Consider the following 13554-nt stretch of genomic DNA (forward strand, 5'->3'; position numbering starts at 1 on the left):
ATGAAGAAAATTGTCTTTACAGGTGGTGGAACAGTTGGTCATGTAACTCTGAACCTGCTTCTTATTCCACGTTTTTTGAAGGATGGTTGGGAAGTTCATTACATTGGTGATTGCAATGGTATTGAGTACACCCAGATCCACCAATCAGGATTAGAGGTACAGTTTCACAGTATTGCAACTGGTAAATTGCGTCGCTATTTCTCCTGGCAAAATATGCTGGATGTTTTCAAGGTGGGTTGGGGAATCTTGCAATCTTTAGCAATCATAGCTCGCCTTCATCCTCAAGCTTTATTTTCAAAAGGAGGCTTTGTATCTGTACCGCCTGTTGTAGCGGCACGACTTTTAGGTGTACCTGTATTTGTTCATGAGTCTGATCGTTCTATGGGCTTGGCCAATAAGATTGCTTACAAATTTGCGACGACTATGTATAGTACTTTCGAACAACCGACTAGTTTAACTAAGGTCAAACATGTCGGAGCTGTGACGAAGGTGAATCAGTTGGGAAAAATTACTTCTATTCACTTACCAGAGATTCTTGAACAGTTTGATCAGAAATTACCGACGCTTCTGTTTGTAGGTGGTTCCGGAGGTGCCAAGGTTTTCAATGATTTTGTTAGCCAACATCAACAAGAGTTGACCAAACGTTATAATATTGTCAATTTGACAGGTGATGAGAATTTGAATCAACTGTCCAAGAATCTTTATCGGGTTGACTACGCAACGGATCTATATCAACCTTTATTGGAAGAGGCGGACATTGTTATAACCCGTGGTGGATCTAATACAATCTTTGAATTGGTTGCTCTACGGAAGCTACATATTATCGTCCCTCTTGGTAAACAGGCAAGTCGGGGTGATCAGTTGGAAAATGCTCAATACTTTGAAGAAAAAGGCTATGCTAAACAGCTGGCTGAAGAAGATTTAACATTTGAACAACTTTTATCAACAATTAGGGACTTACAAATTGATGAGAACAAGTATCTCAAAAGTATGAGCGAGTCGGAAGATATCCAATCCCTAGATGATTTTTACCAGATTTTGATGAGCGGCATAGAAAGAAAGGTCCGAAATGAGTGAACAGAATCGTTTCCAAGAAGAACATCATGAATTTATGGCCAGGTGGTTGGAGCGCCGTCAGGATTACATTGGAAAAAAACAAGAAAATACAGAGGCTATACAATCTGAAACTAAAGATTTTCGACAAGGAATAGAAAAGCAAACTGAAGAACCTGTAGAAGTCGAACCAATGCCTGAAAATAATAATTCAGAAGATATTGAAGTAGAAAAAAAGATTCAGGATGCTGCAGCAGTATCAGAACCAACCAACGAGCCTATTGAAGATATTCCTTCAGAGAGTAAAGATGAGCATGAGGAAGAACTTCACCAACAACCTATTGTCGGAAATTATTGGACAGAAGAGGAAAACGTTAGTGAAAATATAGAAAGCATAGAACGGACCATTCGAGAACGCAACTCCATTTTTAAAGATATTCCGTCGCTTGTCTGGTTGAAAAGTTTTCCAATTCTTTTATTGACATTATCTTTGCTAGTTTTATCGATATATTTTGTTAGTCCTTATAGCAAGGAAAAACAAATTGATGTGGAGGGAGCTCAGGTTCTAACGTCTACAGAGATTGAAGAATTTAGTCAAATTACTGCAAATGATTATGTACTTACCTTTTGGTTGTTTAAAGAAGATTATGCCAAAAATATAGTGAATAGCAGTCCATTAGTAAAATCAGCTCAAATCAACTATCAATTTCCGAATCGATTTGTGATTACGATAGAAGAGTATGCGACAGTTGGGTATATAAAACGGGAAGAGAACTACTATTCTGTGTTGGCAAATGGTGCTATTTTAGGGCAAGCTTACACTGGAGAGGCATTGTTAGGTCAATTCACTACCATCAATCTACAGGATCAAGATTTGATTAAGAAACTTGCGCTACAATTAGCGGAATTGGATAGTAGTTTACGGACGAATATTCAGACGATTGATTTGACACCAAGTGCGGTCACCTCCGATTTGTTGACGTTAAACCTGTATGATGGCAATAAAGTTGTGGTTCCATTGACTGAACTGGGTGAAAAAATGGTGTATTATCCAAAGATTGCCCCTCAATTAACGGTGGCTAGCACAATTGATATGGAGGTCGGTATATTTAGCTATCCGACTGACAGAGTAGAGGAGACTACGACAGAAGAAGAGGCTAGCGATGAAATTATTACAGAAAATAGCGAATAATTTCCCCATTATCTGATATAGTATGATATAATGAAGAATGAATAATTCTATTGTTTTCAGAAATAGGAAAAATATTTGTTAAAAGTTGTGAAGTAAGAGAGGACTGATAAGATGGCTAGAAATGGCTTTTTTACGGGATTAGATATCGGGACGAGTTCTGTTAAGGTTTTGGTTGCCGAGTATATTGAAGGTGAAATGAATGTGATTGGCGTTAGCAATGTAAAGAGTGCTGGCGTCAAAGATGGAATCATTGTGAACATTGATGTGGCTGCAAGTGCTATAAAAACAGCTATAGCACAAGCAGAGGAAAAATCTGGAGTTCGAATTGATAAGGTTAATGTTGGTTTGCCAGCGAATCTTCTGCAAATCGAACCCACTCAAGGTATGATTCCAGTAACTACAGAATCACAAGAAATTACAGATACAGATGTTGAGAATGTTGTGAAATCTGCTCTGACTAAGAGTATGACACCAGAACGAGAAGTGATTACTTTTGTACCTGAAGAGTTTGTGGTAGACGGCTTCCAAGGTATTAAAGACCCACGTGGTATGATGGGAATCCGCCTAGAAATGCGTGGTTTACTCTACACTGGACCACGAACCATTCTGCATAATCTTCACAAAACAGTTGAGCGTGCGGGTGTTAGTGTCGAAAATATTGTCATTGCTCCGCTTGCAGTTACTCGCTCCGTTTTGAATGAAGGTGAGCGAGAATTTGGGGCTACAGTCATCGACTTAGGTGGTGGTCAAACTACAGTTGCGGTTATGCGCAATCAGGAGTTGCAATACACCAATATTTATCAAGAAGGTGGCGACTACATTACTAAAGACATTTCAAAAGTATTGACCACTTCTCAAAGTATCGCAGAAAATCTGAAATTCAACTACGGAATTGCTTATCCCCAACAAGCAACTGAAAAAGAAAAATTCTTGGTTGAGGTAATTGGAGAATCAGCACCAGTTGAAGTGACAGAACACTATCTTTCGGAAGTCATTGCTGCTCGCCTTCGTCAAATCTTTAATCGTGTGAAACAAGATTTGGAGCGGACACGTGCATTAGAATTGCCAGGAGGTATAGTGCTTGTTGGAGGAGGTGCAACATTACCTGGTGTGGCAGAGTTAGCCCAAGAGGTATTCGGTGTTAATACAAAACTGTATATTCCGAATCAAATTGGTATTCGCAATCCATCCTTTGCACAAGTGATTAGTTTGGTTGAATACGTTGGTTGTTTGGATGAAGTAGAGATGATTGCTCAGGCAGCTGTGAATGGAGAAGCGCAGCTTCGTCAAAAACCTATTGAACCAGTTTATACGCAACCCAAAACACGTCCAATAGTTCCTGCAGTACATCAAACCACTCCTGAAAGCAATGCGCCATCAGAGCCAGTGGAAGAACGGGACTATGCTCCTATTTACAACGACAATTATGAAGAAAAAAACGAACCAAAAGAGTCGCTAACTGATCGCATTCGAGGACTCTTCGGAAGTATGTTTGAATAAGAATAAGAAGGTGATAGAACTATGACATTTTCATTTGAAGCTGCAGCAACTCATGGTGCTGTTATTAAAGTTATCGGTGTTGGTGGTGGTGGCGGAAATGCCATTAACCGCATGATTGAAGAAGGCGTATCTGGTGTTGAGTTTATTGCAGCCAACACAGATGTCCAAGCTCTTAGCAGTTCAAAAGCAGAGACAGTTATTCAGTTGGGACCAAAATTGACACGTGGTCTTGGTGCAGGAGGTCAACCGGAAGTTGGTCGTAAAGCTGCGGAAGAGAGCGAAGAAGCCTTGACAAATGTTTTGTCTGGTGCAGATATGGTCTTTATTACAGCAGGTATGGGAGGAGGATCAGGTACAGGAGCTGCTCCAGTTATTGCACGTATTGCTAAAAATCTTGGTGCATTAACAGTTGCTGTTGTAACTCGCCCATTTGGTTTTGAAGGAAACAAGCGCGGCAATTTCGCAATTGAAGGAATTGATGGTTTGCGCGAGCATGTAGACACACTCTTAATTATTTCAAATAATAATCTTCTTGAAATTGTGGATAAGAAAACTCCTTTGATGGAAGCCTTGAGTGAAGCAGATAACGTGCTTCGTCAAGGAGTTCAGGGGATTACAGATTTGATTACCAACCCTGGTTTAATTAATTTGGACTTTGCAGATGTGAAGACCGTTATGGAGAACAAAGGCAATGCTCTAATGGGAATTGGTATCGGTTCTGGTGAAGAACGTGTTATCGAGGCTGCTCGCAGAGCAATCTACTCTCCCCTACTCGAAACAACTATTGATGGTGCAGATGATGTAATCATCAACGTGACAGGTGGCTATGACATGACTTTAACTGAAGCAGAAGAGGCATCTGAAATTGTTCATCAAGCTGCGGGACAAGGCGTAAATATTTGGCTTGGGACTTCAATTGATGAAACAATGAAGGATGAGATTCGTGTTACTGTTGTAGCAACAGGTGTTCGCCAAGAAATGGGTGAAAGACCAAGCAAGATTCGTCCAGACTACAGCCGAGCAAATTTAACAGAGCATCGTCAAGAAGTCTTGAGTACTCCAAAAGCTGTCACAGTTGATTACCAGTCAGAACCAGCAAAAGCTTCTGCTTTTGGTGAATGGGATTTGCGCCGTGAGAATATTCTTCGCCCAGTTGGTGGTGAGAACCATTCTGTTTCTGTAGAGAAGTTCTCTGTTGAAGAGGATGAAGACGAATTGGATACACCACCATTCTTCAGAAATCGCTAATATGACGCTACAAAGTAACAAAGATGCTATCTTTTCAGCAGTAGATAAGGCTATTGAAGAGTCGCATCGTTTACAAGATTCAGTAAACATTATAGCTGTCACCAAGTATGTTGACAGCTCTATTGCTAAAAAACTCATAAATACAGGTGTTGTTCATATTGGTGAGAATCGTGTAGATAAGTTTTTAGATAAGTATCAGGCTTTGAAAGATGAAACTCAGGTTGTTTGGCACTTGATTGGCAGTTTGCAACGCAGAAAAGTTAAGGATGTGATTGATTTTGTTGACTACTTCCATGCTCTAGATTCAATTAAACTAGCTCAAGAAATTCAGAAACGAGCCAATAAGTCGGTTAAGTGTTTTCTTCAAGTGAACATTTCCAAAGAGGCAAGTAAGCATGGTTTTTTTCTAGAGGAAATTGATGATGTTCTGCAGGAGTTAGAGAAGTTAGATAAGCTTGAAATAGTAGGTCTGATGACGATGGCTCCCCTTGACGCAAGTCAAGAAGAACAGAAGAAAATTTTTGCTAAAGCAAAAGAAGTTCAACAGGAATTAGCTAGTCGTTGCTTACCACGCATGCCATTTACCGAATTAAGTATGGGGATGAGTGGTGATTTCTACCAAGCGATTGCACAAGGAGCTACCTTTGTTCGTATTGGTACTGCATTTTTTAAATAAGGAAAGAAAACGTGGCTTTTACAGATAAATTAAAAAATATATTTAGTTATTTTGAAATCGATGATTCAGAAAGATATGATGAGACTCCAGCACCTTATCGGATGCCGAATGAGGGGCCGCAATTAAAAGTTGCGCCTGTAGCGCCAATGCCTAAACAATCAGAGTCAACAGCAGAATTGCGCCGTGGAAGTGGAAAGACTAGTGAGCCTGAAAGTAACCTTCAGCGTTTAAATGCACAACAAGAACGTATGGCTGCTAATGGAGATAGGGAAAATAAGAAATCAACTATTGAAATTAAATTCCCTAAAAAATATGAAGATGCTCCAGAAATTGTCAACTTACTTTTGGATAATCGCAGTGTCCTTATTGATTTTCAATATATGTCTGAACAACAAGCACGTCGTTGTCTAGATTACTTAGACGGAGCACGTTCGGTTTTGGCAGCAAATTTGAAAAAAGTTTCCGCTACCATGTGGCTTCTAGCACCAGTCAATGTGATTATCAATATTGAGGAATTACGCTCAGCCAATTCAAATGGCAATCAAGACGTGTCTTTTGATTTTGATATGAGACGGTAAATTCTATGCAGTTTCTTATTATGACAATCCTTAAAGTTGTGGATATTTATTCTTATATTCTAATAGGATATGCCCTTCTTTCTTGGGTGCCTCCCCTTTACAATAGTCCCTTGGGGCATTTGTTAAGTTGGCTGGTTGAACCTGTTTTAAAGCCTTTTAGAAGAATGAATTTACAATTTTTTGGTATTGATTGGACGCTTTTCCTAGTTATGATTCTCCTTAATGTTGGAGCTAATATGTTAATTCGCTTTTTATTGCTATTATGATGGTAAAACAGAAAGATTTATTGCAACATATTCCTAGAGAAGAGCACGTTTTTGCAGAGATGATTTTAGATACGTGTCAACAAGTTGAACAGACTTACACTTTTCGCTTGACTAGATTTCTTAATCCAAAACAGGAAGAGATTGTTCGAATGCTTGGTGCGCGTTTTCATTTACAGGTATTCTCTAGTCGGGAATTCATTGAAACGGAGTTTTCACGTTGTATTCTTGCGCCGGAGTATTACCAATTAGATCCAAAGGATTTTGAAATCCAGTTACTAGAAATACAGTATCCAGAAAGATTCTATAATTTAACACATTCTCAGGTACTAGGAACCTTGCTCAATTGTTTGGGAATGAAAAGGGAATTTTTAGGAGATATTGTATTTGATGATAGTATATGCTTGATATTGATAGATACTAAATTTAGTTTACTTGCTCAGCAAGAAATTCATCGTATTGGAAAAGTTCCAGTAAAATGGAAAGAACGAGAATTGAATAGCTGGCGTGGGGAAGTCCAAGCCTCATATTCTACTAAGCAAATTTTAGTTTCTAATCTACGATTAGATAAAGTGGTAGCAGTGTCTTTTTCACTATCACGTTCTCAAGCTGTAAATCTAATAGAATCTGGTCAGGTAAAGGTAGATTATAGTCTCAGTCAGCAGGTTAGTAAGGGTCTTACTATAGGTCAGCTAGTCAGTGTCAGAGGATTTGGGCGTGTGCGCCTCAAAGAAAAAGTAGGATATTCTAAGCAAGGTAAATTAAAAATAGAAATCGAAATTATTAGAAAATAAGAGGAATAGTATGGCACTTACATCGTTAGAACTAAAAGACAAGACGTTTAGTACGAAATTCCGTGGCTATGATGCTGAAGAAGTTGATGAATTCTTAGATATTGTCACAGTCGATTATGAAGAGCTTGTGAGAAAAAATCATGAGCAAGAGGCAGAAATTAAAGTTTTAAAAGAAAAACTAGCTTATTTTGATGAGTTGAAGGAATCTCTTAGCCAGTCTGTTATTATTGCACAAGACACTGCTAAGAAGGTAAAATTATCTGCAGATGAGCAAGCTGCCAACATCATAAAGCAAACAGAGTATGATTCGCAGACACTTCTCAACGAAGCGAAGGATAAGGCGAATGAAATTCTTCGATTGGCAACTGATAATGCTAAAAAGGTAGCTGTGGAGACGGAGGAGTTGAAAAATAAGGCTCGTCTTTTCCATCAGAGACTAAAATCAACAGTAGAGGGTCAACTTTCCCTTATTAATTCCCCAGAATGGGATGAAATTCTTCGTCCGACAGCTACTTATCTTCAAACTAGCGATGAAGCTTTTCGTGAAGTATTAGAGTCTGCTTTGACTGAAAAAGTACTTGTTGCTAAAGAAGATTTAGAAATGACGCGTCAGATGACGGCTGAGGAAGTAGAAGCTTTGACTCGTCAAGTAGAGACTGTCTCTGCTTCAATAGCAGAAAATGCTGAGACAGACTTAGTGAATCAAGAAGAGGTATTTGAAAATCCTGAGGTTCAGGAGATACCAGTAAATGAAAATTAGATAGTAAAGTATTGTGCAAAAATTAGACTGATTGAAATATTTTCAGCGAGTAGGTGATGGTGGAAGTCCTGCAATCTCTTTCAATTTGGTTATCGTTTTGCTTACTTTTTCCTGAACACATGTGTCAGTAAGGAAAAACGCTTAGCTCACGTTACGAGTATCGAGGGACAGGAGAGATTCTGTCTAAATTAAGGTGGTACCACGAACTTTCGTCCTTATTGACGGGAGTTTTTTTATTTTGCTATGATACGATTAGAATTAGTAGACGAAAGCAGTTTTGATGCGGTGATAGATTTGACAGTCAGCAAGGAAGAAGAACGGCGGGTGGCTTCCAATATTTATTCCTTAGCACAGGCTTGGCTCTATCGTGATTCAGATCAGATAGAACCTCTGGCTGTTTGGGCAGGAACGCAGGTTGTTGGCTTTGTACTATTAGCCAAAGAAGGTCATTCTTGGTTGATTTGGCGCCTAATGATTGATCAATATCAACAAGGGAGAGGTTATGGTAAAGAGGCCCTGCGACAGATTATGAAGCGTGCAAAAGCAGATGTTAATTGCAAAACGATTCAGGTCAGTTATGTTGTTGGAAATCATAAAATGCGGTCCATCTTGTCCAGTCTAGGATTCCGGTCATTAGGCTTGAATGGAAATGAAATAAAAATGGAATTAAATGTAAGTAAAAAGGAGTTATGATGAAATTAAAAGAAACACTCAATTTAGGTCAGACAGCTTTTCCAATGCGCGCTGGTTTGCCAACTCGTGAACCAGAATGGCAAAAAGTCTGGGAAGAAGCTAAGTTATATCAGAGACGTCAGGAATTGAATGAAGGAAAGCCAGCCTTCCACCTTCACGATGGACCTCCATATGCAAACGGAAATATCCACGTTGGGCATGCCTTGAACAAGATTTCGAAAGATATCATTGTCCGTTCTAAATCTATGATGGGCTTCCGTGCACCTTACGTACCAGGTTGGGATACGCATGGTCTTCCTATCGAGCAGGTCTTGGCTAAACAAGGTGTGAAACGTAAGGAAATGGATTTGGTTGAATACCTTGAAATGTGTCGTGACTATGCCCTTAGCCAAGTGGATAAACAACGTGACGATTTCAAACGTTTGGGTGTTTCGGCAGATTGGGAAAATCCTTACATCACATTGACAAAAGACTACGAAGCTGCACAAATCCGTGTCTTTGGAGCTATGGCAGACAAGGGTTATATCTACCGCGGTGCTAAGCCAGTCTACTGGTCATGGTCATCTGAATCTGCCCTTGCAGAAGCAGAAATTGAATACCACGACATTGATTCAACTTCCCTTTACTATGCCAACAAGGTCAAGGATGGAAAGGGCCTCTTGGATACAGATAGCTACATCGTTGTCTGGACAACAACACCATTTACAGTAACTGCTTCTCGTGGTTTGACAATGGGAGCAGATATTGACTATGTTCTGGTTCAACCAGCAGGCTCAGACCGTAAATATGTCTTGGCAGAAGCCTTGGTTGACAGTTTGGCAGCCAAATTCGGCTGGGAAACATTTGAAATTGTCTCAAAACACAAGGGGGCCGAGTTTGAATATATCGTGACCGAACACCCATGGGATACAGAAGTGGATGAATTGGTTATCTTGGGTGATCACGTAACGACAGATTCTGGTACAGGTATCGTCCATACGGCACCAGGTTTTGGTGAGGACGACTACAATGTCGGTGTCAAATATGACTTGGAAGTTGCCGTTACAGTCAACGAACGTGGCTTGATGATGGAAAATGCTGGTCCTGATTTTGAAGGACAATTCTATGACAAGGTTGTTCCAACTGTAAAAGAAAAACTAGGAGACTTGCTTCTTGCTAGTGAAGTGATTAATCACTCTTATCCATTTGACTGGCGGACCAAGAAACCAATTATCTGGCGTGCAGTGCCACAGTGGTTTGCATCTGTTTCAAAATTCCGTCAGGAAATCTTGGACCAAATCGAAGCGACAACCTTTATTCCTGCATGGGGTAAAACACGTCTCTACAACATGATTCGTGACCGTGGTGACTGGGTTATCTCTCGCCAACGTGCTTGGGGTGTGCCGCTCCCAATCTTCTATGCCGAAGATGGTACAGCAATCATGACCAAGGACGTGACAGACCATGTGGCGGAACTCTTTGAAGAACATGGTTCGATCATCTGGTGGAAATCAGAAGCTAAAGACCTCTTGCCAGCTGGCTTTACTCATCCAGGTTCACCTAATGGCGAGTTTACAAAAGAAACAGACATCATGGACGTATGGTTTGACTCAGGTTCATCTTGGAACGGAGTCATGAATGCTCGTGAAAACCTAGCCTATCCAGCAGATCTTTATCTTGAAGGTTCTGACCAATACCGTGGTTGGTTTAACTCATCCTTGATTACCTCTGTTGCGGTTAATGGTCATGCTCCATACAAAGCTGTCTTGTCACAAGGTTTTGTATTGGATGGTAAAGGCTTGAAAATGTCTAAATCATTGGGTAATACCATTCTTCCAAGCGATGTGGAGAAACAATTTGGTGCGGAAATCTTGCGTTTGTGGGTGACATCTGTTGATACATCAAATGATGTACGTGTGTCCATGGACATTCTTGGCCAGGTTTCTGAAACCTACCGTAAAATCCGTAATACCCTTCGCTTCTTGATTGCCAACACTTCTGATTTCAATCCTGCAAGTGATGCGGTGGCTTACGAAGAGCTTCGTTCTGTTGACCAGTACCTCTTGGTGAAATTTAACAAACTGGTAGCTCAAATCCGCGAAGCATACGACAACTATGACTTCATGGCTATCTACAAGTCTGTGGTTAACTTTGTCACACTTGACTTGTCAGCCTTCTACTTGGATTTTGCTAAGGACGTGGTCTACATTGATGGTGCGAAATCCTTGTCTCGCCGTCAGATGCAAACTGTTTTCTATGACATCTTGGTGAAAATTACCAAGCTCTTGACTCCAATCTTGCCACACACGGCAGAAGAAATCTGGTCTTACTTGGAACACGAACCAGAAGAGTTTGTACAATTGGCGGAAATGCCAGAGGTGGAAACCTTTGTGAATGAAGCGCAGCTTTTAGCTGATTGGGAAAACTTTATGAACTTCCGTACTCAGGCACAAAAAGCCTTGGAAGAGGCGCGTAATGAAAAAGTAATTGGTAAATCATTGGAAGCGCATTTGACTGCTTACGTTTCAGCTGAAACCAAGTCTTTCTTAGAGAGCTTGAACACTGACCTTGCTCAATTACTGATTGTGTCAAACTTGACTGTAACAACTGAAGCAGCTCCTGAGACGGCTGTTCTTGTAGAAGAAGTAGCATTTACTGTAGAGCGTGCAAGTGGTGAAGTCTGCGATCGTTGCCGTCGTATTGATACGAGTGTTGTCGAACGAAGCTATGGTGCAACTATCTGTGACCACTGTGCAAGTGTTGTGGAAGAAAATTTCCCAGAAGCAGTTGCTCAAGGTTTTGAAACTAAATAAAAGAAAAATTCCTAACTTTAAGAAGTTAGGGATTTTATTGTACCCAATTTGTAAAATTAAGCTAGACAGAAAAAGCCATCTATGTTAGGCTCAGATAAACTACCACATTTGTCTGAAAGGAACTAACATAAATGACCTATACCCATCTTACCACAAATGAGCTCGTAATGATAGAGGTATACTACCAAGAAGGCGTAAAAGTTGTAGATATTATGATATCTCTGGGGAGGTCAAAGCAGACTATCTATAATGTTATCAACTTTCTCAAAGACGGCCATTCCGCCTATGACTACTACGAACGCTATATAGCCAATAAGAAACGCTGTGGTCGGAGGAAAACAAGTCTTTCGCAAGCAGAAAAAGACATTATTCAAACTCATTTGGATTTAGATTGGAGCCTTGATGTCATCAAAGGAGCTTATTCAGATAACATTTCTTGCTCTATGAGAACTCTCTATCGACTGGCTGACCGTGGTATTTTCAAGAAAGAGGATTTCCCCTGGAAAGGGAAGAGAAAACCAAATGGTCATAGTGAAAAACGAGGAAAACAAACGTTTCGCAGAGATTTACGTGAAAGGGCTGAACTCTATCCTGATTTTAATGCAGAATTTGGACACTTGGAAGGAGATACCATTGTTGGGGAAAAGCACAAAAGTGCGGTTATTACCTTGGTAGAACGCCTTTCAAAATCCATCATCACACTGAAAACCAAGGGACGAAAAGCAAGTGATATTGAGGCTGCCATCAATCAATGGCTGTCTAAACTTCCTAAACATCTCTTTAAGTCGATAACCTTTGATTGTGGGAAAGAGTTTTCTAATTGGAAGTCTATTTCGAATGCACATGACATTGATATTTTCTTTGCTGATCCAGGTTGCTCTGGGCAGCGAGGTCTAAATGAACACTCGAACGGTTTGTTAAGACGACACGGACTTCCGAAACAGATGGATTTTACTGATATTTCTCAGCAGTTTTTATCAGCTATAGCTGATAAAAGAAATAGAATCCCTAGAAAGTCTTTGAATTATCAAACACCTTACCAAGTTTTTCTGAGTTATATAAAAAGTCTAACTTAATTTGACAATTTAAAGTATTAAAAAAGGAAGCATAGCTTCCTCAATCTTAGAGTTCTGAAATAATTGGGATAGACATTTCAATTAGTCTATCAGTATGAATGGTCTGAATAGCTGCTGGGTTGATAGTTCGCTCATCAATTTTCCTATGAAGGAAGAAGTCACGAATCTTTTCAATTTCAGATTGTTGAACAGCCCGATATTTATTGGTAATTAATAATTCATAGTGGCGTGGTGCTTGAGTGAAAATAACATCGGTATTTCCAGCTGAATAGGTCTCCACAAGGAAGGCATCGGTATTTGCAAGTTGCTGTTGCACCAGTTGAGCGTGACTATTGGTCGTATTGATTATTTTCATGTGTGACCTCCTATTCTTTTGCTTTATTATAGCACTCTTGGTCTGATATTTCTAGTTTTTCTTTTCACTTTGCTCTAATTTCCATTGCTTAATTCCCCATTTGTGACTACCTCGTTTGAGTTTTGTGATAGCCTCTTCAATTGGAAACCAGGCAAGATTGTTAAAATCTTCAAGAGGTTGACCGACTTCTTGGTAGTCAAGTACTTGATAGATATAAGCAGGGTTGTAATAGTAGGTATCTCGATGACTAGAGTAAAAATACTCATCTGCTTGGCCGTAGTAGCGACCGATTGTTGCAGTAAAGCCAAGCTCTTCAATCAGCTCGCGCTCTAGAGCGGTCAGGTGATTTTCCCCTTCTTCAATCTCACCACCAGGTAGAAACCAAGCTCCATTGGGTGCTTGAACTAAGATGATGTGGGTCTTTTCATGATTTGGAATAACAGCATAGACACCGTAGCGGTTGGTGTAAGTAACAGTAGAGATTTTCTCTCCAAAGGTAGCGTGGGACATATCAAACTCTTTTCATTTTTTTCTTCTATGATAGCGGACTTGGGCAAGGCTGTCAAGGAATTGT

General features: G+C 40.0%; 14 protein-coding genes. 12 read left to right on the forward strand and 2 right to left on the reverse strand.

The window, feature by feature from the left end; translation table 11 throughout:
* The 12 genes from AC4CS8_RS02765 to AC4CS8_RS02820 all read left to right on the forward strand — a co-directional run bounded on the left by AC4CS8_RS02765 (position 1) and on the right by AC4CS8_RS02820 (position 12625).
* A complete protein-coding gene (locus AC4CS8_RS02765) occupies positions 1–1077 on the forward strand; it encodes a UDP-N-acetylglucosamine--N-acetylmuramyl-(pentapeptide) pyrophosphoryl-undecaprenol N-acetylglucosamine transferase (RefSeq protein WP_493893433.1) in 1077 nt (358 codons plus the stop codon).
* Positions 1070–2245 carry a cell division protein FtsQ/DivIB gene (locus tag AC4CS8_RS02770; RefSeq protein ID WP_493893434.1) on the forward strand — a complete coding sequence of 392 codons (1176 nt, stop codon included), beginning with the start codon at positions 1070–1072 and terminating at the stop codon, positions 2243–2245. The genes AC4CS8_RS02765 and AC4CS8_RS02770 overlap by 8 nt, the downstream gene beginning before the upstream one ends.
* Before the next feature lie 111 nt (positions 2246–2356).
* A complete protein-coding gene (ftsA, locus tag AC4CS8_RS02775; protein WP_493893435.1) occupies positions 2357–3745 on the forward strand; it encodes a cell division protein FtsA in 1389 nt (462 codons plus the stop codon).
* Positions 3746–3766: 21 nt separating this feature from the next.
* Positions 3767–4993, forward strand: a complete 1227-nt coding sequence (gene ftsZ, locus AC4CS8_RS02780; RefSeq protein WP_493893436.1) for a cell division protein FtsZ — start codon at positions 3767–3769, stop codon at positions 4991–4993.
* A 1-nt stretch (position 4994) separates the two neighbouring features.
* Positions 4995–5669: a YggS family pyridoxal phosphate-dependent enzyme gene (locus tag AC4CS8_RS02785; RefSeq protein WP_493893437.1), complete on the forward strand. Its 675-nt coding sequence runs from the start codon at positions 4995–4997 to the stop codon at positions 5667–5669.
* 11 nt (positions 5670–5680) lie between these two features.
* Positions 5681–6247, forward strand: a complete 567-nt coding sequence (locus AC4CS8_RS02790) for a cell division protein SepF (RefSeq protein WP_493893438.1) — start codon at positions 5681–5683, stop codon at positions 6245–6247.
* 5 nt (positions 6248–6252) lie between these two features.
* Positions 6253–6513: a YggT family protein gene (locus tag AC4CS8_RS02795; protein WP_493893439.1), complete on the forward strand. Its 261-nt coding sequence runs from the start codon at positions 6253–6255 to the stop codon at positions 6511–6513.
* The gene (locus AC4CS8_RS02800; protein ID WP_493893440.1) at positions 6513–7304 is read left to right on the forward strand and encodes a YlmH family RNA-binding protein; all 792 of its coding nucleotides are present in this window, start codon (positions 6513–6515) and stop codon (positions 7302–7304) included. The genes AC4CS8_RS02795 and AC4CS8_RS02800 overlap by 1 nt, the downstream gene beginning before the upstream one ends.
* A gap of 10 nt (positions 7305–7314) precedes the next feature.
* Positions 7315–8064 (forward strand): DivIVA domain-containing protein, encoded by a 750-nt coding sequence (locus tag AC4CS8_RS02805; RefSeq protein WP_493893441.1) that lies wholly within the window; start codon positions 7315–7317, stop codon positions 8062–8064.
* Positions 8065–8307: 243 nt separating this feature from the next.
* Positions 8308–8757 carry a GNAT family N-acetyltransferase gene (locus tag AC4CS8_RS02810; protein ID WP_493893442.1) on the forward strand — a complete coding sequence of 150 codons (450 nt, stop codon included), beginning with the start codon at positions 8308–8310 and terminating at the stop codon, positions 8755–8757.
* Positions 8757–11549 carry an isoleucine--tRNA ligase gene (gene ileS, locus AC4CS8_RS02815; protein WP_493893443.1) on the forward strand — a complete coding sequence of 931 codons (2793 nt, stop codon included), beginning with the start codon at positions 8757–8759 and terminating at the stop codon, positions 11547–11549. Before AC4CS8_RS02810 ends, ileS begins: the two co-directional genes overlap by 1 nt.
* 131 nt (positions 11550–11680) lie before the next feature.
* Positions 11681–12625 (forward strand): IS30 family transposase, encoded by a 945-nt coding sequence (locus tag AC4CS8_RS02820; protein ID WP_493893444.1) that lies wholly within the window; start codon positions 11681–11683, stop codon positions 12623–12625.
* A gap of 46 nt (positions 12626–12671) precedes the next feature.
* On the opposite strand, the gene AC4CS8_RS02825 is transcribed toward AC4CS8_RS02820, so the two are convergent.
* Complete coding sequence (locus AC4CS8_RS02825; RefSeq protein ID WP_493893445.1) at positions 12672–12980, reverse strand: DUF1827 family protein; 309 nt, start codon at positions 12978–12980, stop codon at positions 12672–12674.
* A gap of 51 nt (positions 12981–13031) precedes the next feature.
* Positions 13032–13490: an NUDIX hydrolase gene (locus tag AC4CS8_RS02830; RefSeq protein WP_493893446.1), complete on the reverse strand. Its 459-nt coding sequence runs from the start codon at positions 13488–13490 to the stop codon at positions 13032–13034.
* Positions 13491–13554 lie beyond the last annotated feature (64 nt).

The organism is Streptococcus sp. NSSLK0004, from assembly GCF_059039125.1.

What these genes read in the sequence shown, in the direction of transcription:
- ftsZ (WP_493893436.1), top strand. Translation starts at nt 3,767, where the DNA reads ATGACATTTTCATTTGAAGCTGCAGCAACTCATGGTGCTGTTATTAAA.
- ftsA (WP_493893435.1), top strand. Translation starts at nt 2,357, where the DNA reads ATGGCTAGAAATGGCTTTTTTACGGGATTAGATATCGGGACGAGTTCT.
- AC4CS8_RS02805 (WP_493893441.1), top strand. Translation starts at nt 7,315, where the DNA reads ATGGCACTTACATCGTTAGAACTAAAAGACAAGACGTTTAGTACGAAA.
- AC4CS8_RS02795 (WP_493893439.1), top strand. Translation starts at nt 6,253, where the DNA reads ATGCAGTTTCTTATTATGACAATCCTTAAAGTTGTGGATATTTATTCT.
- AC4CS8_RS02770 (WP_493893434.1), top strand. Translation starts at nt 1,070, where the DNA reads ATGAGTGAACAGAATCGTTTCCAAGAAGAACATCATGAATTTATGGCC.
- AC4CS8_RS02765 (WP_493893433.1), top strand. Translation starts at nt 1, where the DNA reads ATGAAGAAAATTGTCTTTACAGGTGGTGGAACAGTTGGTCATGTAACT.
- AC4CS8_RS02830 (WP_493893446.1), bottom strand. Translation starts at nt 13,490, where the DNA reads ATGTCCCACGCTACCTTTGGAGAGAAAATCTCTACTGTTACTTACACC.
- AC4CS8_RS02785 (WP_493893437.1), top strand. Translation starts at nt 4,995, where the DNA reads ATGACGCTACAAAGTAACAAAGATGCTATCTTTTCAGCAGTAGATAAG.
- AC4CS8_RS02825 (WP_493893445.1), bottom strand. Translation starts at nt 12,980, where the DNA reads ATGAAAATAATCAATACGACCAATAGTCACGCTCAACTGGTGCAACAG.
- AC4CS8_RS02810 (WP_493893442.1), top strand. Translation starts at nt 8,308, where the DNA reads ATGATACGATTAGAATTAGTAGACGAAAGCAGTTTTGATGCGGTGATA.
- ileS (WP_493893443.1), top strand. Translation starts at nt 8,757, where the DNA reads ATGAAATTAAAAGAAACACTCAATTTAGGTCAGACAGCTTTTCCAATG.
- AC4CS8_RS02820 (WP_493893444.1), top strand. Translation starts at nt 11,681, where the DNA reads ATGACCTATACCCATCTTACCACAAATGAGCTCGTAATGATAGAGGTA.
- AC4CS8_RS02800 (WP_493893440.1), top strand. Translation starts at nt 6,513, where the DNA reads ATGGTAAAACAGAAAGATTTATTGCAACATATTCCTAGAGAAGAGCAC.